This window comes from Rhizobium sp. BIGb0125 (assembly GCF_024810055.1).
GTDB lineage: Bacteria > Pseudomonadota > Alphaproteobacteria > Rhizobiales > Rhizobiaceae > Agrobacterium.
Window position 1 is genome coordinate 334,132 of the sequence record NZ_JANUDV010000004.1, and the last position, 20,948, is coordinate 355,079.

General features: G+C 54.1%; 20 protein-coding genes. 14 read left to right on the forward strand and 6 right to left on the reverse strand.

The features are described from left to right. Positions 1 to 32: 32 nt before the first annotated feature. Positions 33 to 1,043, reverse strand: a complete 1,011-nt coding sequence (locus tag M2418_RS13215) for an ABC transporter substrate-binding protein (RefSeq protein WP_192489130.1) — start codon at positions 1,041 to 1,043, stop codon at positions 33 to 35. Positions 1,044 to 1,341: 298 nt separating this feature from the next. On the opposite strand from M2418_RS13215, the gene M2418_RS13220 reads away from it, so the two are divergent. Both M2418_RS13220 and M2418_RS13225 read left to right on the forward strand, forming a co-directional pair. Next, the gene (locus M2418_RS13220) at positions 1,342 to 2,580 is read left to right on the forward strand and encodes a sensor histidine kinase (RefSeq protein ID WP_259147072.1); all 1,239 of its coding nucleotides are present in this window, start codon (positions 1,342 to 1,344) and stop codon (positions 2,578 to 2,580) included. Continuing rightward, positions 2,581 to 3,303 carry a response regulator transcription factor gene (locus M2418_RS13225; RefSeq protein WP_250984914.1) on the forward strand — a complete coding sequence of 241 codons (723 nt, stop codon included), beginning with the start codon at positions 2,581 to 2,583 and terminating at the stop codon, positions 3,301 to 3,303. A gap of 183 nt (positions 3,304 to 3,486) precedes the next feature. On the opposite strand, the gene kduD is transcribed toward M2418_RS13225, so the two are convergent. The 4 genes from kduD to M2418_RS13245 form a co-directional block, all read right to left on the reverse strand. Beyond that, a complete protein-coding gene (kduD, locus tag M2418_RS13230) occupies positions 3,487 to 4,242 on the reverse strand; it encodes a 2-dehydro-3-deoxy-D-gluconate 5-dehydrogenase KduD (RefSeq protein WP_250984915.1) in 756 nt (251 codons plus the stop codon). Between the two features lie 10 nt (positions 4,243 to 4,252). Next, the gene (kduI, locus tag M2418_RS13235) at positions 4,253 to 5,101 is read right to left on the reverse strand and encodes a 5-dehydro-4-deoxy-D-glucuronate isomerase (protein ID WP_259147074.1); all 849 of its coding nucleotides are present in this window, start codon (positions 5,099 to 5,101) and stop codon (positions 4,253 to 4,255) included. 21 nt (positions 5,102 to 5,122) lie between these two features. After that, the gene (locus M2418_RS13240) at positions 5,123 to 5,794 is read right to left on the reverse strand and encodes a GntR family transcriptional regulator (RefSeq protein ID WP_259147079.1); all 672 of its coding nucleotides are present in this window, start codon (positions 5,792 to 5,794) and stop codon (positions 5,123 to 5,125) included. A gap of 148 nt (positions 5,795 to 5,942) precedes the next feature. Then, the gene (locus M2418_RS13245) at positions 5,943 to 6,905 is read right to left on the reverse strand and encodes an AraC family transcriptional regulator (RefSeq protein WP_192489124.1); all 963 of its coding nucleotides are present in this window, start codon (positions 6,903 to 6,905) and stop codon (positions 5,943 to 5,945) included. A 165-nt stretch (positions 6,906 to 7,070) separates the two neighbouring features. On the opposite strand from M2418_RS13245, the gene M2418_RS13250 reads away from it, so the two are divergent. The 12 genes from M2418_RS13250 (at position 7,071) to M2418_RS13305 (ending at position 20,461) form a co-directional block, all read left to right on the forward strand. Beyond that, positions 7,071 to 7,442, forward strand: coding sequence for a hypothetical protein (locus M2418_RS13250; protein WP_259147081.1), 372 nt, complete (start codon positions 7,071 to 7,073; stop codon positions 7,440 to 7,442). Next, on the forward strand, positions 7,439 to 8,323 hold the full coding sequence (locus tag M2418_RS13255; protein ID WP_192489122.1) for a carbohydrate ABC transporter permease: 885 nt from the start codon (positions 7,439 to 7,441) through the stop codon (positions 8,321 to 8,323). The genes M2418_RS13250 and M2418_RS13255 overlap by 4 nt, the downstream gene beginning before the upstream one ends. A 107-nt stretch (positions 8,324 to 8,430) precedes the next feature. Next, positions 8,431 to 9,231: a carbohydrate ABC transporter permease gene (locus M2418_RS13260; RefSeq protein WP_352230591.1), complete on the forward strand. Its 801-nt coding sequence runs from the start codon at positions 8,431 to 8,433 to the stop codon at positions 9,229 to 9,231. 4 nt (positions 9,232 to 9,235) lie between these two features. Further along, a complete protein-coding gene (locus M2418_RS13265; RefSeq protein WP_259147084.1) occupies positions 9,236 to 10,345 on the forward strand; it encodes an ABC transporter ATP-binding protein in 1,110 nt (369 codons plus the stop codon). 41 nt (positions 10,346 to 10,386) lie between these two features. Beyond that, on the forward strand, positions 10,387 to 11,658 hold the full coding sequence (locus M2418_RS13270) for an ABC transporter substrate-binding protein (protein ID WP_259147085.1): 1,272 nt from the start codon (positions 10,387 to 10,389) through the stop codon (positions 11,656 to 11,658). 62 nt (positions 11,659 to 11,720) lie between these two features. Continuing rightward, positions 11,721 to 13,232 carry a glycoside hydrolase family 28 protein gene (locus M2418_RS13275; protein WP_259147087.1) on the forward strand — a complete coding sequence of 504 codons (1,512 nt, stop codon included), beginning with the start codon at positions 11,721 to 11,723 and terminating at the stop codon, positions 13,230 to 13,232. Further along, positions 13,229 to 14,353 carry a glycoside hydrolase family 105 protein gene (locus M2418_RS13280; protein ID WP_259147089.1) on the forward strand — a complete coding sequence of 375 codons (1,125 nt, stop codon included), beginning with the start codon at positions 13,229 to 13,231 and terminating at the stop codon, positions 14,351 to 14,353. Before M2418_RS13275 ends, M2418_RS13280 begins: the two co-directional genes overlap by 4 nt. 249 nt (positions 14,354 to 14,602) lie before the next feature. Further along, positions 14,603 to 15,604 (forward strand): galactofuranose ABC transporter, galactofuranose-binding protein YtfQ, encoded by a 1,002-nt coding sequence (ytfQ, locus tag M2418_RS13285; RefSeq protein WP_250984924.1) that lies wholly within the window; start codon positions 14,603 to 14,605, stop codon positions 15,602 to 15,604. Positions 15,605 to 15,865: 261 nt separating this feature from the next. Continuing rightward, complete coding sequence (locus M2418_RS13290; protein WP_259147092.1) at positions 15,866 to 17,398, forward strand: sugar ABC transporter ATP-binding protein; 1,533 nt, start codon at positions 15,866 to 15,868, stop codon at positions 17,396 to 17,398. Beyond that, a complete protein-coding gene (locus M2418_RS13295; RefSeq protein WP_259147094.1) occupies positions 17,398 to 18,438 on the forward strand; it encodes an ABC transporter permease in 1,041 nt (346 codons plus the stop codon). Before M2418_RS13290 ends, M2418_RS13295 begins: the two co-directional genes overlap by 1 nt. Next, the gene (gene yjfF, locus M2418_RS13300) at positions 18,435 to 19,415 is read left to right on the forward strand and encodes a galactofuranose ABC transporter, permease protein YjfF (RefSeq protein ID WP_076846325.1); all 981 of its coding nucleotides are present in this window, start codon (positions 18,435 to 18,437) and stop codon (positions 19,413 to 19,415) included. The genes M2418_RS13295 and yjfF overlap by 4 nt, the downstream gene beginning before the upstream one ends. A gap of 146 nt (positions 19,416 to 19,561) precedes the next feature. Continuing rightward, entirely contained in the window at positions 19,562 to 20,461 is a 900-nt protein-coding gene (locus M2418_RS13305; protein ID WP_259147097.1) for a LysR substrate-binding domain-containing protein, read from the forward strand. Between the two features lie 102 nt (positions 20,462 to 20,563). Here the strand turns inward: M2418_RS13305 and M2418_RS13310 are convergent, their stop codons facing one another. Next, on the reverse strand, positions 20,564 to 20,830 hold the full coding sequence (locus tag M2418_RS13310) for a cyclic nucleotide-binding protein (RefSeq protein ID WP_192489112.1): 267 nt from the start codon (positions 20,828 to 20,830) through the stop codon (positions 20,564 to 20,566). Positions 20,831 to 20,948: the final 118 nt, after the last annotated feature.

Genomic DNA, 20,948 nt, shown 5'->3' on the forward strand with positions numbered 1-20,948 from the left:
GCGCCGTGCGGTGATATCGCGGTATCGGAAAGTTATTGGGCGATAACTTTCTGGGCGTCTTCCTGCGAATATTCGATATTGGAAACGCCGCCCTTTTCGGTCTTTGCCAGACCGTCTTCAAGGTTTGCCTGATCGATCCGCAGAACCGGAACAACCAGATCCTTCTTCACGTCCTTGCCGTCGAGGATTTGCTGCGCAACCCAGAACGCAAGCGTGGAAACGCCTGGTGCGATCGAAACTGACATGGTTTCATAACCGCTGGCATCCTTTTGCTGTTTCCACCAGACCAGCTCGTCTTCACGGTTACCCATGACGATGGTTGGTGTCGGGCGTTTTGCAGCTGCAAATGCCTGTGCCGCACCGTAACCATCACCACCCTGTGTCACCACAGCGGTGATTTCCGGCAGGCTTGGCAGAATGCCGGCAACGGCACGCTGTGCGACGTCCTGCGCCCAGTCACCGTTTACAGAACCGGCAATTTTGAAGTTTGGATGCTTGGCAATGCCGGCCTGGATACCTGCGTGGATTTCATCATCCACGAATACGCCGGCCAGGCCACGGATTTCGAGTAGGTTGCCACCATTAGGGTACTTTTTTGCCAGGAAATCGACCTGGCTTTCGCCCATGGACTTGAAGTCAACCGCGATGCGCCATGCGCAAGGTTCCGTCACCACACCGTCAAAGGAAACGACCGTAATGCCGGCATCACAGGCTTCTTTTACGGCGCCGTTGAGCGCAGTTGGCGAAGCGGCATTGATGACGATTGCGTCATAACCCTGAAGAATGAGGTTCTGGATTTGCGCGGCCTGTTCGGTCGCCTGATTTTCAGCTGTTGTGAAAGCGTCTGCAGCAGCAACCGTTCCCTTGGATACAGCCTCTTTGGTGATCTTGTCCCAGCTGGTCAACATGGCCTGACGCCAGGAGTTGCCAGCGTAGTTGTTGGACAGTGCGATTTTCTTGGCGGATGTGTCCGCCTGTGCCACCATCGGCAAGGCAGCGCATGCAAGCGTGACTGAAGCCACAAGCATTTTTTTGATAGCCATTGATTTCCTCCCTGATGGCTCACAAAACTATAACCGGGGCATAGAGATCCCTCCGCAAAAGTCGCGGATTTTCAACGGATTTTTATGGCCCTGAGGCTCCTCCCCCAGTAACCGCCAGCATGACCAACAAAGGCGCAGTTGTATAGGCTGATCTTGGCAAACCATTTGCGGGAACCCGCACATAATGTGCGCAAAAATGCAGGACGAGGCTCGTTACAAGGCGCACAATGACGGATAGAAGCATGGTTTTTCGCATGTGTTGAAAACTGTGCCGCAGGTGCTTGGGAGGGCGCCGAGAATGCTTAATTCCCTACGTAGTTCGTTATTCGAGCATTATCTCGGTATTTCCCGTTTGCTGGCGGGGCAGTTGGAGTTCAACTCCATCATTCAGGCTGTTGCGACGGAAATATCCCATATCATTCCGCATGATCATCTCGACGTCTGTATCAAGCTGGTCGATGATAAATATCACATTGCCTATGAAAGCGGTCTGGAAAGCGACTGGAGCAAACATCCGCCCGCGCTGTTGACCGGGAGTCCAATCCGTTCGTTGCTGGCTGGCGAGGTAGAGTTTCTGCTGAGTGGCAATGCCTGCGTTGATCCACGCTTTCATTTCGAGGGAGCGTTTTCCAGCCCGATCATTACGCTGTCGTTACACAGCCGCTTGCATGTTCCCTTGAAGGTGCATGGCGACATCATCGGTGCGCTGAGTTGTTCGTCTCACACGACAGACGCTTACACGATGGATGATGTGTTTAACGCCCGTGCGGTGGCAGACCTGTTGGCGCCCTATTTCTTTGCAATTCGCGCTGCCGAACAGGCAAAACGGTCTGCCATTGAAGAGGCAGAAGCGACCGCACGTGAAGAAGGACTGCGCTCCGGTGCCTTGAAACTTACCCAGGCATTGGAAGCGGAAAGGCAGCGCATCGGCATGGATTTGCATGACCAGACGCTGGCGGATTTGACACGGCTCACCCGGCGTGTCGAGCGCATGACCCATCTGCCTGAAGTAAGCGGTGAAATGCTGGAGCCGCTGGCGCGCAGTCTGCAATTTTGCATGCATGATCTGCGTCAGATCATCGAAGAGGCAAAACCTTCGATCCTGCAACTCTTTGGAATGGTGCAGGCGATTGAAACATATCTCGACCGATCGGTTCGCGATAGCGGCGCATCAATTGCTTGGGAAATTGCCGATGATAGCAAGGGCATGGTCGATGAGCTGGAGCAAGGTGTCGCGACTTCGCTGTTCCGGATCGTGCAGGAAGCCATCAATAATGCCATACGACATGGGCAGCCGGATCGTATTGTGGTGACGCTTCGCCGTCGTGAAGACTGGCTGACGGTTGAGATAAACGATGACGGAGCCGGTCTAGATGCATCTGGCAACTCAACTGGCCATGGCATTGGCAACATGAAAACCCGAGCGAGACTGATATCGGCCCGTTTCGGGATTGGAAAAAATCGTCATGGGCCGGGGACTTGCGTCAGTGTCAGCGTAAAACCTGGTTTGGCGGGAAAAACGGCGGAGGAGAGTTAAATGGACGTGCTGATCGTTGAGGATGATGTTCTGCACCGTGCTTACTTGAATGAAGTCGTGCGCAATGCCCTGCCGGAATGCGCCAGGGTGCTGGAGGCGGAGAACGGTAAGGTGGGCGAAAAACTGGCGCGGGAAAACCGTACAGCCCATATTGTCATGGATTTGCAGATGAATGAACGCAATGGCATCGAAGCTGCCCGCACCATCTGGAAGGAACGCCCCGATACCCGCATCCTGTTCTGGTCGAACTATGCCGATGAGGCCTATGTTCGCGGCGTGTCCCGTATCGTTCCGGAAGGTGCGGCTTACGGATATGTTCTTAAATCCGCATCTGACGAACGTTTACGGTTGGCATTGCGCGGTATCTTCATCGAAGCACAATGTGTCATCGACCGTGAGGTGCGTGGCCTGCAGGAAAAGAGCCTTGGCAAGGTCAATGGCGTCAGTGATTCCGAATATGAAATTCTGATCGATATCGCGCTGGGTCTGACCGACAAGACGATAGCGCGGCGGCGTAATCTCTCGCTTCGCAGTGTGCAGAACCGTCTTCAGGCGCTGTATGAGAAGTTGAACGTCTATCAGGCAACCGGTGAGGATGAGCCCGACGGTCGCTATAATTTGCGCACACGTGCTGTCACCATCGCAATCCTGCGCAAGCTGTTGAATTACAACGCTTTGGAAAAAGCAGAAAAAGAACTGGCGGAATGGGTCAGCCATCACTGATGGCGTGAATATCCGCCATCTTCTATGAAATCATGATGATGAGAGGCATAAAGCCCCCACTCCAACTCCAGCCATATTGCCCAACATGGCTGGATATGCCCCTCATCACCTTCCCGCCCCCCTTAAGTGGCAGGAATTCCATACATACCTTCAATCACCGCGATTGAAAGTGTTTTTTACAACTTAACGTGCCATCCACCCGCCATCAACGGCAAGAATTTGGCCTGTGACGTAGCTGCTTGCTGGTGCAGCAAAGAACAACAGTGCAGTATCGAGATCAGAAGGGGTGCCCCAACGTGCGGCGGGGATACGCTCCATGATGCTGCGGTTTCTGTCAGGGTCGTTACGCAGTGCTTCCGTGTTGTCTGTTTCCATATAACCCGGTGCAATGGCGTTGACGGTGATGCCTTTGACAGCCAGTTCGTTGGCCATCAGGCGTGTAAGACCGGCAACCGCATGTTTGCTCGATGTGTAAGAGGCGACACGAATGCCGCCCTGAAATGACAGCAGCGAAGCAATGTTGACGATACGGCCAGCAATTTTCTGATCCGTCATATGACGCACGACCGCCTGCGAGAGCATGAAGATGCTTTTGAGATTGATGTTCATCACATCATCCCAATCCTGTTCGGAAAATTCCGTAAAGTCGGCGCGGCGGATTTGGCCTGCATTGTTGACCAGGATGTCGATATTGCGGCCGTCCGTGGTGAGAGATGTGACCACATCCGCCAGTCCCGACGGGTTGGTGAGGTCGTAAACGACCTCCTCAAACTTGCGTCCGAGTGCCTCAACTTTTTTACGGGTTTCAGGCATTTCCTGTGAGCCAAGCGCAATGATGTCAGCGCCAGCTGAAGCCAGGGCAAGAGCCAAGCCCTGGCCCAATCCCTTGCGCGCACCCGTCACAAGCGCACGCTTTCCGGTGAAATCAAACAGGGTCATTCGACGCTCCTTACTTCAGGTCGCCCATGGGCACGAAGTCCATGTCCTTGAAGGACTGGTTGTCACCGGCCATGCTCCAGATGAAGGCGTAAGAGCCGGTGCCTGCGCCACAATGGATGGACCAGGACGGAGAAACGACAGCCTGCTCACTGCGAACGATCAGGTGGTTGGTCGCCTGTGGGCGCCCCATCAGATGTACAACAAACGATTCTTTCGGAATTTCGAAATAGAGATAGGCTTCCATACGGCGGTCGTGCAGGTGGGCTGGCATTGTGTTCCAGACGCTACCACCTTCAAGACGTGTCAGACCCATCAGCAATTGGCAGGTTGGGAGAACATCCGGGTGCAAGTACTGGTAAAGTTTGCGCTTATTGGATGTAGCGCTATCGCCGAGATTGTTTTCGATGGCTTCCGTTACGCTGACGGTCCGCGATGGATACGTTGCATGGGCTGGTGCGCTGTTGATGTAGAACTTTGCGGGTGCTGCTGCGTCAACGCTTTCGAAGCTGATTTCCTTGGTGCCCATGCCCAGATAAAGCGCATCCTGGAAACCGATATCGTAGGTCGTTCCGTCGGCAATCACGCGGCCTGCGCCACCGATGTTGATGAGGCCAAGCTCACGGCGTTCGAGCAGGAACGAGGTGCCAACCGTTTTGGCAATCTCTTCGCCAAAGCTCAAGGACGAGGCAAGCGGAATGACACCAGCCAACAGAAGGCGGTCGTAATGGGTGTAGACGGCATTGACTTCACCGGCGACAAACAGGCTTTCCATCAGGAAGTTTTCGCGTAGTTCGCCGCTCGTCATGCGTTCCGACTGGGTGTAGTGAACGGCGTGAAGTGTTTCGATTTTCGTTGTCATGGGTTTTGAACCTCCCTTGGTTTACTCAAAAAGATCAGGATGTTTTGCTTCCAGCCTTGGCAGGTCACGAAGCAGTTCGGAAAGGTGGGCTGTCATCGCTTTTTCTGCAGCCATTTCGTCTCGCGCATCAATTGCGGTGAGAATGGCGCGATGTTCGCCGATGAGCCGCGTGAAGGAGGACGCATCGTGGATCGACAGGCTGCAGGCCCGGTCGATATGCGCCTTCAAATCCTCGACGACCGGCCAGGCCATTGGAATACCGGCGCCCTCGGCTAGAATTTTGTGAAACAGATCGTCGTATCGGCGAAATTCGACATGGTCGCCAATCTCGGCCGCCCTTTCTTGCTCCCGCAGACAGTCTTCCATTCGTGAACGGGCATGGAAGTGAAAGGTACGGCTGGCGGTCTTTGCGACGGCTGTCTCTATCGTTTCGCGAATGAAGGCGGCTTGCATCAGCTTGGCGACCGAGATTTTCGCGATAACAGCGCCACGCTGCGGCAAAACCTCGACCAAGCGGCTTTTGGTAAGTGCAATCAGCGCTTCGCGCCCCGGTTGGCGTGAGGAGCCGTACCGCTCGCCGATTTCCTGTTCGGAAATACGGGAGCCCGGCGGCAGGACAAGCGAAAGAATATCTCCACGCAATTGCCGCTCCACCTTGTGAGCCATGCTTTCTGACGCTGTTTTTCCGCTCATGGCGTTCGCTTTCGATGAGGCCATCAATAATTGACGACACTTCCATACAATGAACGACAATACCATGCAACTGCGGTTAAACGCATTTTGCACGGCCCGCCGCTTTCGGCGTGCGAGCCCCTTCTCGAGCACCTTCGCCTTGGGGATTTCAATCGTGACTAAGTTTGTCAGCCATTTGCAAATCCTGCAGCGATGGCTGTGTTCTGTTTATTTTGGGGTAATTGACCTGCCCATCTTCTTCGCCGCGCGGGAATTGTCCGTCCCTGTTGCGCCGTTCTGCGGCCTTGTAGCCGGCTGGACTGACACCGATATATTGCCGGAACATGCGTGAGAAATAATAGCTGTCGCTATAGCCCACCAGTTCTGCGGTTTTTTTGACCGAACTGCCACCTGCCAGAAGCCCCATGGCGCGTTCCATGCGCTTGAATTCCTGATATTTTGCCGGCGTTAGCCCTACTTGTTTTCTGAACATTCGGCGGAAATAGTCGGGATTGTATGGCGTTGCCGTCAGCGATTTTTCCACGATCTCATCGTCGAGTGGCTCAGCGGCGATCTGGCTGGCAGCCACCATGATCGCCAGTGACAATGCATCCGGATTGTCTACGGGAGCCTGTTTCTGCTGTCGCCAACCGATAAATGCTGTTTCGAGAAAGTCGATCAGAAAAACCATGAATTGGTGATGCTGAACAAGTGTGGTCGATGACAGCGGCACGGTTTCGCGAAAGTGCCGTACCAGCGGTTCCAGCATGTGCCAGCGTGGCATCATCACCCAGCGGCGCTTTTCCATCTGTGAAATCAGGTCTATGCGGCCAAACACATCCAGCGTGAAATGTTGCGCGACGCCGGTGTATAACTCCCGCGACAAAGCTTGACCGACGAAACGGGTATTGGCCTCAATCAGCATGGCGCAGCCGGGCTCCATCACCACTCTTTCGCCCTCGATTTCATACTCCGCACGACCGGTCAGGCAGATGACAAGGTCATGAACGCTATTGGTTTTATCGATCCGCCAGCTTGATGAGTGCTCCATCTTGATGGCGGAGCGCGTTAGGGAAAGGCTGAGCGCTTGAACCGGAATGCTGCCGAGAATGCCTTGTTCGCTTTTGTCCATCTTTTTGTCCTGAAGAATCTATTCTTTTTCACAAAACATCGGCTGATATTACCCGGCAAGTGTCAGATTGACCAGATTGACGGCCTTTTCAATGGGAGGAGCGAGGCTGTTCTGGGAAATTACCCTGTATGGGGTGATTCTCCTTGTTCAGCCATCGATATGAGGATGCACAATTCGGAATATACAAACCCTGTCCGTATCGTCTATATGGTCGGCGGATCTCTCAACTGGGCGATGAAACTCATGGGCGACCTCGCCCGTGACGGTACTATCCCGGCAACAATCAAACTCCATGACATCGATCATTCGGCTGTTGAGCGAAACGCGGCAATCGGCATGCGATATTCTGCGGCGTCGGACGGCCCGAAGGTCGAATATCACGCAGAGCGTGCCGAGGACATTCGTGGGGCAGATGCTCTTTCCGATATGCTTGTCCAGCCTATCGGGCCAGACAAGACTATTACAATGTTCCGGGAAAGGGTGGCCGCTACACGTCACTTCCTGCCGGAAGAACTGACCTCCGGAGTTGCTGAATGAGTGGAGACAACCGTTTTCTCGGGCTGTTCTATCTGACGCCCTACATCATCGGGTTGCTGGTCTTCACGACCCTGCCCTTCGTTGCATCGCTCTATTTGAGCTTTACGAACTACAACCTACTGGACTCGCCGACGTTCACCGGACTTGCCAACTACATCAAGCTGTTCACCAGTGACCGCACGTTCCGCAAGTCGCTGTGGGTGACACTCATTTATGTGTTCACCACGGTCCCGCTTAAGCTGGCGTTTGCGCTCTTCATTGCGGTGATCCTGAACTACAAGCTGAAGTTCATCAATTTCTTCCGTACGGCCTATTATGTGCCGTCTATCCTCGGCGGCTCCATAGCTATCGCCGTTCTGTGGCGTTACATCTTTGCCGACACCGGTCTGGTCAATATGGGCCTTGCGGTATTTGGCATGGAGCCGATCAATTGGTTCGGTGACCCCACAAATGCGTTGTTCACCATCACCATGCTGCGCATCTGGCAATTTGGTTCAGCCATGGTGATCTTCCTTGCTGCCCTTCAGAGCGTTGATAATTCGCTTTACGAGGCGGCATCGATTGATGGAGCGGGCAAGTGGAAAACCTTTGTCCACATTACCCTTCCGCTGATCACGCCAGTAATTTTCTTCAATCTAATCATGCAGATGGTTCAGGCATTCCAGGAGTTTAACGGTCCCTACATCATCACACAGGGCGGCCCGTTGAAGTCGACTTATCTTCTGCCGCTGTACATCTATGACGAAGCCTTCAAGCGGTTCGATATGGGGTATGCCTCGGCAATCGCATGGGTGCTGTTCGTCATCATCATGGTTCTTACGGTTGTTGCCTTCTGGTCGTCGCGCCACTGGGTCTATTACGCCGGCGACAAGAGGAGCTGATTATGGTCGATCAGACTGTTTCAAATATTCAGGGTGTCACGGAAGCAGAGCGCATTCGCGACAAGGAAGTCCGTCGCCAGCGCATCGGTGCAGTCCTTCGTTACGCCATGTTGGGTGGCGTTGGTTTGCTGATGCTCTACCCGCTGATCTGGCTGGTTGGTGCATCCTTCAAGACCAATGCCGAGATTTTCAATAATCCAGGTTTTTGGCCAGAAAACCCAACCCTTGATGGCTATATCAATGGCTGGAAGACATCGACGCCGTACACATTTGGCACGTTCTTCTTGAATACGCTGTGGATCGTATTGCCAAAGATGATTGGTACCGCGATCTCCTGCACGGCGGTGGCTTACGGCTTTGCCCGGTTTGATTTTCCGTTCAAGAAAATCCTCTTCGCAACGCTGATCGCGACACTGCTTTTGCCGAATGTCGTCACGCGCATCCCGCAATACCTGCTGTTTCGTGATCTCGGCTGGCTCGACACTTACCTGCCGCTTTGGGTGCCATCTGCTTTTGCTGGCGACGCATTCTTTGTGTTCATGCTGGTGCAGTTCCTGCGCGCCATCCCGCGCGATATGGAAGAGGCTGCCCGTGTTGATGGCGCGTCCACCATGCAGACATTGCTGTTCATCGTCGTGCCACTTCTGATGCCGGCGCTGATATCGGTGTGCCTGTTCCAGTTCATGTGGACAATGAACGACTTCCTCGGTCCGCTGATCTATCTGTCATCGGTCGAAAAATACCCCGTCTCGCTAGCCCTCAAACTCTCGATCGATACGACAGAGGCATTTGACTGGAACCGTATCTTGGCCATGTCGGTCCTGGCCATCACCCCTGCACTCGTCGTGTTCTTCGTCGCGCAGAAATACTTCATCGACGGCATCTCTGCTGGCGGCATCAAAGGATAACAAAATGGCTCGTCTTCAACTCAGAAATCTCGAAAAAGACTACGCTTCTTTCCGCGCCGTGCATGGCATCAACCTCGACATCGAGGACGGTGAATTTATGGTGCTGGTGGGTCCTTCCGGCTGTGCCAAGTCGACGACCTTGCGGATGATTGCCGGTCTGGAACGCATTACCGGCGGGGAAATTCGCATCGGTGGAGAACTCGTCAATGACAAGCCGCCGGGCGAGCGTGGCATTTCGATGGTCTTCCAGAACTACGCCCTTTATCCGCATATGAAAGTTCGCAAGAACCTGTCGTTCAGCATGCGCTTGAAGCGTCGCCCGAAGGACGAAATCGAAAACGCAACGCAGGACGTTTCCAAAACGCTGGAAATCGAAGCTTTGCTGGATCGCCTGCCCAAACAGCTTTCCGGCGGTCAGGCGCAGCGCGTGGCGGTGGGCCGCGCACTGATCAAAAAACCGCAGGTTTTCCTGTTCGATGAGCCTTTGTCTAACTTGGACGCAAAGCTGCGTGCCTCGATGCGGGTTCGCATCACCGATCTGCACAAGCGCCTGAAGGCTGAGGGGCAGCAGGCAACCGTTGTTTACGTGACCCATGATCAGACCGAAGCCATGACAATGGGTGACCGGATCTGCGTCATGAAGGAAGGCCACATCATGCAGGTGGCTGATCCGGTGACACTGTACAACAAACCAGCCAACTCATTTGTGGCAGGTTTCATCGGTAGCCCGGAGATGAACCTGATCGATGCGACGCTTGATAGTGACAGGTCGATCAATATTGCCGGTCAAAAACTGCAGCTTGGTCCGCAGTTGATGGATCGCCTGGCAGAAAATGCGCCAAAGGACATCATTCTGGGCGTACGTCCGCAGCATTTCAGCCTTGCTGCACCAGATGCCGCCAACGCGTTGTCCGGCAAGATCAGCCATGTCGAATTCATGGGTCATGAAGTCTATTTGCATGTGCAGGCCGGTAAAAATCGTCTGATCGCGGTTGTTCCGTCGCATGCCTATGACCGCAAGAGCCTTCGCGATGATCAGGTCTGGCTGAGCGCCGATGCTGCATCTGCCCACATTTTCAATCGCCAGTCCGGTGACAACATCAGCCTGGACTGATCCATCCATCATTCAACAGTCATTCCTTGGGAGGAGTTATTATGAAAAGATTACTTATTACAGCGGTGCTGTTTGCTGCCACGAGCCTGAGTAGCGCTTATGCTGCCAATCTTCGCATGTCGTGGTGGGGCAGTGATGACCGCCATCTTGCGACGCAGGAAGCGCTGAAGGTTTGCGGCGCGAAGTTCGGTCACACGATTTCGCCAGAGTTTACCGGTTGGGGCGGGCACCAGGAAAAGATTGCAACTCAGCTAGCTGGACGCACCGAAGCTGACATCATGCAGATCAACTGGCCATGGTTGCCGATTTTCTCCAAGGGCGGTGAAGGTTTTGCTGACCTCAACCAGTACAAGGATGTAATCGACCTCAGCCAGTGGACAGATGCCGATCTGGAAAGCGGCGCCGTCAAGGGCAAGCTCAACGGCGTGCCGGTCTCAACGACTGCCCGTATCTTCATGTTCAACAAGACTACCTATGAAAAGGCTGGTGTTGCCCTGCCGACCACCTGGGATGAGCTGTTTGCCGCCGCCCCTGTGATGAAAGAAAAGTTGGGAGCGGACTATTATCCGTTTGAGGCTGCTCCTTCTGAAGGGAACGGTCTGAATGCCCGTATCGTCGTTATCCTGCGTGCAACGCAGATGACCGGCAAGAGCTTCATCGACCCCGAAACCAACAAGGTCGCATGGTCGCCTGAAGAACTGACCGAAGCGCTGAACTTCTACCAGTCCATGGTCGTCAAGGGTGTTATCGAATCCTGGAAGAGTTCATCGGCTGGGGGCAACCGCCCGCTGTTTGAAAACCCGAAATGGGCGAATGGTCGTTATGCCAGTTCCTACCAGTGGGACAGCACCTACGGCAAAATTGCCGGTCCTCTTGAAGCGGGTCAGGAACTGGTCCCCACTAAGTCGCTGACCTCAGAGGGCGGCAAGACCGAGGGTATCTACCGTAAGCCGTCCATGCTGCTCGCCATTTCCAAGAACAGCAAGGAACCAAAGGCCGCTGCGGAGATCATCAATTGCCTTCTCAACGATCCTGAAGCTGTCACCATTCTTGGTGCGACACGTGGCATTCCTTCCAGCAAGGTTGCAATCAAGACGCTGACCGATGCGGGCAAGATCAAACCCGTGCAGGCCGATGCCTACAAGATCGTGATGGAATCGGAAGGTCCGAGCGTTTCACCTCTCAATGAACATCCGCGCGTCACGGATGCCTTCGATACCAACCTCGAAGCCTTCGCCTATGGCCAGCAGTCTGCGGAAGACACGGCGGCAGAAATTATTGCAAGCGTCGATGACGCCCTTGGCGGCATCTAATGCAGAAATTGCGGTGGGCTTTAGATAGCCCACCGCATTGAATGAAAAGGAATTTAAACAGCATGGCGCGCATAGATCTGTTAACCGCAACGGCACGTACCGCCAGTTTCGCCTTTGGTGCTGGCCAGTATCTGCATGCCCTGACCCAACCGGTGGTCTGGTCTTTGCTGGGTGGTGATGGTCAACCGCTCGCCAGAGGGGAAAGCAATACCGTTGTATTCACTCTGTGCGATCTTGAGCCGAAATCGACATACTGGCTGGAGATGGGCGGAGAGAAAATCACCTTTGACACGGCTGCGGAAAGCCGTGTGATCGATATCTCCAAATTCGGCGCCTCACCCCAATCGCCCGACAATACAGCAGCCATTCAGGCAGCAATCGATGCTCTGCCGGATTATGGTACTTTACGAATTCCAGCTGGCGAATGGCAAAGCGGACCATTGTTCCTGAAAAGTCGTATGACGTTTTTGGTCGAGGATGGTGCCGTTCTCGCTGGCCTCTCGGATCGCGCGGCCTATCCAATCCTGCCACCAAGACATGATGATGGACGTGTGCTTGGCACATGGGAAGGTGTTTCTGAAGCCTGTTACGCAAGCCTTGTTACGGCCATCGATTGTGAAGACCTGACAATTACCGGTGCCGGTGTGATCGATGGCGGCGGGGATAGCGGCGACTGGTGGACATGGCCCAAGGAAACCCGTGATGGCGCACGCCGTCCACGCACGATTTTTGTCTCCGGCAGCCGCCGCGTAACGATTTCGGGCATCGTGGTGCGCAATTCCCCTGCATGGACGGTTCATCCGGTGTTGAGCCGGGATATCAGAGCCATCGGGCTGACGATAGAGAATGATCCCACCTCACCCAATACAGATGGTCTTAACCCGGAATGCTGCACCAATGTTTTGCTGCAAGGTATTCGTTTCTCGGTTGGTGATGATTGCATCGCTATCAAGGCTGGCAAACGTGACCCAAAAGGTGGGCTGGACCAGCCGTGCGAGGATATCCGCATTGAGAATTGCCTCATGGAACGTGGACATGGCGGTGTCGTGATTGGCAGCGAAATGAGCGGTACTGTCCGCAACGTTCAGGTTCGGCGCTGTGAGATGGTCGATACTGACCGCGGTCTGCGCATCAAGACGCGCCGCGGGCGTGGCGGCCTTGTTAAGAATATCAGCGTTGAGGACTGTGCCATGCGTGGTGTTCAGGCGCCGCTGGTCATCAATGCCTTTTATTTCTGTGATGAGGATGGACGATCGGATTACGTGCAGAGCCGGGAGGCTTTGCCGATCAATGATGCGACCCCGCGTATTTCGGGAGTTACCGTGCGCAACGTCGTGGCCGATCGTGTTGCGATAGCCGCCGCCGCTTTCTACGGCCTGCCAGAGGCGCCGGTGGAGAATATCACCATCGAAAATTATCGCGTGACGTTTGACCCTCACGCGGTCGCCGAGGCCCCCGACATGGCTTGCCATATGGAGCCTGTCCGCCATGCGGGCATCATCAGTGAAAACGCTGCATTCCTGAAAAAGGAAGGCATCGTCTTGTCGACTATCAGCCAGAGTATTGCCGTATGACCCTCAATCTTGATGAATATTTCAACGCCTATGCCAGTGACTACAGCTATTACAAAGGCGGAAGCTGGTGCTACGAGGATGGTTGCCTCTATCGCGGGCTGATCGCCCTTTTTGGGGCAAGCGGAAACCGGCAATGGTTGAGCCATATGAAACGTCTGGTCGACGGTCAGATCAGCGACAATGGAGAACTGCGTGGGTATTCCATTCCCGAATATAATATCGATCACATTCTGCCGGGTCGCGCACTGATTACACTCTACAAGGCAGATCCGCAGCCCCGCTACCGTAAGGCGCTGGACCACCTGCTTCGCCAGTTGCAAAGTCATCCGCGCACATCGGCGGGTCCGCATTGGCACAAGCTGCGTTATCCGCATCAGATCTGGTTGGACGGCCTTTATATGGCCCTGCCCTTCAAGGTCGAATATGCCGCGCTTATAGGTGACAATGCCTTGGTGAATGAGGCGCTAGACGAAATGTTGACAGCGCTCGAATTGACCTTCGATGCGCCGAGTGGTCTTTTCCGTCACGGCTATGATGAGGAACGTCTGCAGGCATGGGCAAACCCGCAAACCGGACTTTCGCCGGCCCATTGGGCGCGGTCGATTGGCTGGCTCTGTATGGCGCTCGCCGACACGATCGAGATTGCGCCGTCCAGTGAAAAGTGCGATGCCCTGTCTCAGTGGTTTGCAAGCCTTTTGGGGCGGCTTCAGGCATTGCGGACAGCCGATGGTCGTTGGCTGCAGGTTATCGATCAACCGCAACTTGACGGCAATTATGCCGAGAGTTCTGCAACTGCAATGTTCGCCTATGCCTTCATCAAGGCGGCTCGCATGGGCGTTAAAAATGTTGACGCGGCGGTTGGGATAAAGGCACTCACAAGTCTGCAAGAGAATGCCCTGAAGCCAAATGCAAGCGGGCGTATTGTTCTTCAGGATATATGTTGTGTGGCGGGCCTTGGTGGTTTCGAAGGCAACTACCGTGACGGGACGCCTGCCTACTATGTTTCTGAAACCCTGAGGGATGACGATATCAAGGGTGTTGCTCCGCTAATGATGGCACATGCGGAGCGTTTGCTTGCCGTGGCTGATGTGTCGGAACAGACAGCATGCATAGCCAGCTAACCCTACCGTTGTCAGACAATAGCAATGTATACAAAACGCCGGTGACAAGCCGGCGTTTTTGTCTATTTATCATACTTTTAATTCGCGACCGCGTAGATTTTCGTGCTGTTGTCGTTGAAGGTTTTTGTTACAAAAGTCATATTAAATATCTGTTTTTATGTTGTTTTGTTTTGCATTTTTTTGAATTGTCGCAGGAATTGTTTGGAGGCACATAAAAACTTCTTCCCAAGAGTAATACTATATGCTCATATGGTTGTGTCATTGCTACTATCATCTCTGGGAGGATTTAAGGTGAGAAAAGCACTTGCGGCATTTACTGTCGCTTTTTCCGCGTGCCTTGCATCAGGCGTTTCGGCTCAATCGCTTACAGTTGGCTTCTCGCAGATCGGATCTGAATCCGGTTGGCGTGCTGCAGAAACTACCGTCACCAAGCAGCAAGCGGAAAAGCGTGGCATCACACTGAAGTTCGCTGATGCCCAGCAAAAGCAGGAAAACCAGATCAAGGCCGTGCGTGGCTTTATCGCGCAGGGCGTTGATGCCATCCTTATTGCGCCGGTTGTTGCAACTGGCTGGGATGCTGTTTTGAAGGAAGCCAAGGAAGAAAAGATTCCGGTAATCCTTCTTGACCGTCAGATCGAAGCTCCGGATGACCTTTATCTGACTGCCGTCACCTCGGATCAGGTTCATGAAGGCAAGGTCGCCGGTGAATGGCTGGTCAAGGATGTTGGCTCCAAGGACTGCAAGGTGGTGGAGCTTCAGGGCACAACCGGTTCGTCCCCTGCCATCAACCGTAAAAAAGGCTTTGAAGAAGCCATTGCTTCGCAGGCAAACATAAAGATCGTGCGTTCGCAGACAGGTGACTTTACCCGTACCAAGGGTAAGGAAGTCATGGAAAGCTTCATCAAGGCTGAAGGCGGCGGCAAGGACATCTGTGCCGTTTATGCGCACAATGATGACATGGCTGTCGGTGCCATCCAGGCAATCAAGGAAGCTGGCCTCAAGCCGGGCACGGACATCAAGGTCGTGTCGATCGATGCCGTGCCTGATATCTTCAAGGCAATGGCTGATGGTGAAGCCAACGCGACAGTCGAGTTGACGCCTGACATGGCTGGCCCTGCCTTTGATGCGCTGGATGCGTATCTGAAGGACAAGAAAGAGCCTGCAAAGTGGATCCAGACGGAATCAAAATTGTACACCGCTGCTGATGATCCGATGAAGGTCTATGAAGCGAAGAAGGGCCTCGGCTACTAAGTCGCAGGACCTTCCCGTCGAAACAACAAGACAAAAGATAGGGCATTCCCCGTGATACGGTTTTGAGCGGGAGTGCCCTACCTGCAATCGAGAGAGATGCGGTGGGTCAGCTCACCGCGTCTTTCCTACAGTGCGAGGACAATGCCGCGCCGTTTGTGCGTGCCGCAGTCCTGACTCTGTAACGTGTTCGAAATGCTGCGTAATCCCTGGTTATCCGCGTTCCCAAGGGTTTGATGCAGGCAGTTGGCAGGAACCTGATATATGGCAGTAAAGGCCCCACTTCTTGAAGCGCGCACCATTGGAAAATCATTCCTTGGTATTCCCGCGCTGGATGGAGTTGACTTCACGCTGAACGAAGGCGAAGTCCATGCCCTTCTGGGTGAAAACGGTGCAGGAAAATCCACTCTCATCAAAATTCTGACTGGCGTTTACACGCGTGATCGCGGTGCGATTTTTTTGGATGGCGATGAAATCTCCCCCTCCAATGTCGGTGAGGCCCAGCTTCTGGGGATCGGTACGGTGTATCAAGAGGTAAACCTTCTTGAGAACTTGACTGTCGCCGAAAACCTGTTTCTCGGACGCCAGCCACGACGTTTCGGTCTGGTTGACCGCAAGGAAATGAACCGCAGAGCGACTGTTTTGCTGGCCCGCTACGGTCTGTCGATTGATGTCACGTCATTGCTTTCCAGCTATTCTGTCGCCGTACAGCAGATTATAGCCATTGCACGTGCTGTTGACCTCTCAGGGAAAGTGTTGGTGCTTGATGAACCGACTGCCAGTCTCGACAGCCATGAGGTCGAGATGCTGTTTGCGGTGCTTCGCCAGTTGCGTGATGAGGGCCTTGGTATCGTTATCATCACCCATTTTCTTAATCAGGTATATGACATTGCTGACCGTGTGACCGTTTTGCGCAATGGTCGTCTGGTTGGCTCTCGCGAGATTGCCAGTCTGCCGCGCTCGGAACTTATTTCCATGATGCTGGGCCGCGAGTTGCAGCAGGTCACACATCACAGCCATGCGACGGAAGAAACCGTTGCGGATGGCACGGCGCCGATCCGGTTTGAAGGATATGGAAAGCGCGGCAGTGTTGCGCCGTTCAATCTGTCCATTCGCCCCGGTGAGGTTGTTGGCATTGCCGGTTTGCTGGGATCAGGCCGCACTGAAACGGCATTTCTACTATTTGGCGTGGATAAATCCGATAGTGGCACTGCCACGGTTGACGGACAGCAGATCACCCTTTCGACACCGGAAACGGCGATTGCACATGGCTTTGGCTTCTGTCCCGAAGAGCGCAAGACCGACGGCATTATTGGCGATTTTTCAGTCGCTGATAACATCGCGCTTGCCTTGCAGGCACGGCAGGGTTGGGCAAAACCATTGTCGCGACGCCAGAAGGCTGCCTTGGCAGATGATTTTATCAAGTCACTGGACATCCGCCCTGCTGACCGTGAGCGCCCGATCAAGTTTTTGTCCGGTGGCAACCAGCAAAAAGCCATTCTGGCACGGTGGCTTGCCACCAATCCACGGCTGCTGATTCTGGATGAGCCGACACGCGGCATCGATATTGGTGCGCATGCGGAAATCCTGAAAATGATCGAGAGGCTCTGCGGACAGGGCATGTCTCTGGTCGTCATTTCCTCCGAACTGGAAGAACTGACGGCGATTGCGCATCGTGTCATCGTTCTCTCTGATCGCAAGCACGTCGCCGAATTGAGCGGTGATGCCGTCAATGCGGATGCCATCATGCAGGCGATTGCAGATGCCGCTGCCGCATCGAGAACGGAGGCCGCGTGATGACCATGATTGTTTCGCGCTTCAAACGTCTTTCGCCGCAGCTTTGCGCGCTTGCCATTATCCTCGCCGTCATTGCGGTCCTGTCACCTGGTTTTCTGACGATCTCATTTCAGCAGGGCCGCCTTTATGGCAGCTTGATCGATATTCTGGTGCGCGCTGCGCCTGTGGCACTTCTCACCATTGGCATGACGCTCGTGATTGCGACACGTGGCATCGATCTTTCGATTGGGGCAGTGATCGCGATCTGCGGCGCAGTTGCCGCCACGCTCATCAGTGATGGCCACTCGTTGCCTGTGGTTATCATCGTTTCATTGGCGGTCGGCATTGCTTGCGGTCTCTTGAACGGTCTACTCGTGGCGGTTCTCGACATCCAGCCGATCATAGCCACCCTCATCCTGATGGTTGCCGGGCGTGGCATTGCCCAGCTGATCACCGAGGGCGTTATTCTAACCTTCAACAACGACACTTTTGCAGCCATTGGATCCGGGTCATTTGCAGGCGTTCCCCTGCCCGTGTTGATCTGGATCGGTGCGGCGCTCATCATCGGCATTCTTGTGCGGCGAAGTGCGCTTGGCTTGTTGATTGAAGCGACCGGCATCAATCGCCGGGCTGCTTCACTTGCTGGCGTCAAAGCGCGTGTGTTGTTGTTTTTTGTCTATGCTATTTCCGGGCTTTGTGCGGCACTGGCAGGACTGATTGTGACCGCCGATATCAGAGGTGCGGACGCTAACAATGCCGGCCTGTGGCTGGAATTGGATGCAATCCTTGCCGTGGTTATTGGTGGCACCTCACTGAATGGCGGTCGTTTTTCTATCGCTGCGTCATTGATCGGCGCCTTGATTATTCAGGCGATCAACACCGGCATTCTAGTTTCCGGTTTCCCGCCGGAATTCAACCTGATCATCAAGGCCGGGATCATCATCATCGTCCTGACGCTGCAGTCGCCGGCGATCTCGACTTTCATCAGTTTTCTGAGACCTGAAAAACCAAAACAAAAGACAACGACATCAAATGTTACCAGAGAAGGGCCGGCACAATGATCCACACCCGCAATCTGCCCTTTCTGGCTGCTTTGGTAATCTTTCTCATCGCTTACGCGCTTTGCGTGGCGCAATTCCCTAATATGTTGTCGACCCGTGTTATCGGCAATCTTCTGACGGATAATGCGTTTCTCGGCATTGCCGCCGTTGGCATGACCTTTGTCATTCTGTCCGGCGGTATCGACCTTTCCATCGGCTCTGTCATTGCCTTTGCCAGTGTCTTTGTCGCGGTGCTGGTTGGATCGTATGGCGTTCATCCGCTGGTCGCTTTCGCAGCGGTTCTGGTCATTTCGACGCTGTTCGGATGCTTGATGGGCGGCATGATCCGCTTTCTCGGCATTCCCCCGTTTGTTGTAACGCTGGCTGGCATGTTTCTGGCGCGTGGCGCTGCCTATCTCATTTCCACCCAGTCGGTGCCGATCTCGCACCCGGTTATTGACGCCATTCAGGGCTTCTATTTCCGTTTTCCTGGCGGCGGCCGATTGACTGCACTGGCAATCGTCATGTTGCTGGTGTTTGCAGCTGGCATCATCATTGCCAGCAGAACCCGCTTTGGTGCCAATGTTTATGCGCTGGGCGGCAATCAACAGTCGGCGGAACTGATGGGTGTGCCGGTTGGCGCTACCACCATTGGCATCTACGCTTTGTCCGGCTTCCTGTCGGGTTTGGCAGGAATTGCCTACACGCTTTACACATCGTCCGGTTATTCACTGGCAACCGTTGGTGTTGAGCTGGATGCTATCGCGGCCGTAGTGATTGGTGGCACACTTTTGACAGGCGGGGCCGGTCTGGTGGCGGGCACCTTCATTGGCCTGCTCATTCAGGGATTGATCCAGACTTATATCGTGTTCGAAGGGACGCTGTCGTCGTGGTGGACAAAGATTGTCATCGGCATTCTGCTGTTTGTCTTTATTGTCTTGCAGCGAGGAATTGTCTGGTACTCCAACCGCAAGCTGACTGCAGCAGCGCATGCCTGATAGGTAACGTTCCCGTTGCAGGCCCTTTCTTGACAGTTGAAAATTAAGGCCGTCCAGCCGTATAAGGCTGAATGCATGAGCGGGGTGCTGAATAAGGGCTAAAAAGCAACCCAGGCCATGATTTGCTTCAAATCTGGAGATGGCACATGGGAACGGCAACTCGGCTTCCGCCGCTAGAGGCGCTGGTGGTTTTTGAAACCGCTTCGCGGCTCGGCAGCTTTTCCCGTGCGGGCATTGAATTGGGCCTGACGCAGAGTGCCGTCAGTCGCCAGATCAGCAAACTGGAGGCATTCATTGGTTCCAAGTTGTTTGATCGCGTACCGACTGGTGTCCGTCTGACGACGATGGGTGAAAACTATTCGATCGACGTCTCACGGCTCATTTCCGAAATAGCCAGCGTGACGGATAGTGTGCGCTCATGGTCTGGCGCACGACAGATCACCATTGCCTGTTCGCGCGGTATTGCTGACCAGTGGTTTTTACCCCGCCTCTCGAAACTGAAGCAGGACATCGCCGGTGTCGAACTTAGACTGCGGGTGACCGATGATGTCGCGCATCTGCGTCTTGATGAATTTGATTTGGCAATTTTCTACCGCAAGGAACGCCCGATCGGTGTCTGGTTGTCCGAACTTGGGCGGGAGGAAGTGGTGCCGGTTTCCAAGGGGGGGATGCCTGACCTCATGGACCAGAAAGCGCCCGTTCTGATCTCGATTGAAGATTCGATGCGCGAATGGCAGGACTGGCGCGACTGGTGGCATTCATCACAGATCACCCCACCGCAGGACGCTATTCAATGGCGGCTTGGCGACTACGGTCTTTGCGTTGCTGCGGCATCGCAAGGGCTTGGAGTAACCTTGGGCTGGACATGGCTTATCCGCGATCAGCTGGATAGCGGCGCGCTGGTTCCCATGCATTCGCACACGATGCGCTCTGAGGGAAAGTTCTACCTTATGCGTCCGTCAGATCGCCATCAGCGCAAAATTGTGCGCGAGGTTTCAGATTGGCTTATCGCCAATAATCAGGAAACTACACGGGAAAATTTGTAATACGGCACAGTTGCGCTGTTTGCTAAAACCATACGTAGAAACCAAAGCGCACCATGTCTTTGACGCGCTTTGGTGGCGGTTGACATACGTCAACGATCAATCCTAGACAGGCACAACACGGGCTTTACGACGCTTTTCCATCAGGAAACGCGTGTAGCCGATAATCGTAAAAATCAGCCACGCTACCTGCGAGATGAGTGAGCCGATATTGAAGTTCCACATCAGCGAATAGATGAGTGCAACACCGCCCAGAACGTTGAGAAGCGTGTAACGCCCGTCTTCAATCGTCAGGAAACGCAGCTGCAACAGAGCATAGGCGAAGAGATAGAAAAAAGCTCCTGCAAGGCCAACAAAATCAGCAAGCCCCATGGTTCACTCCATACGCGATAACCCCTGTGTCTCAGGGGAATAATGACACCGGACAGGCTCCGGCGTTGCTCATCTACTCCGCTTGAAAAAGAAACCAATACATTGAGATTTCATGCCC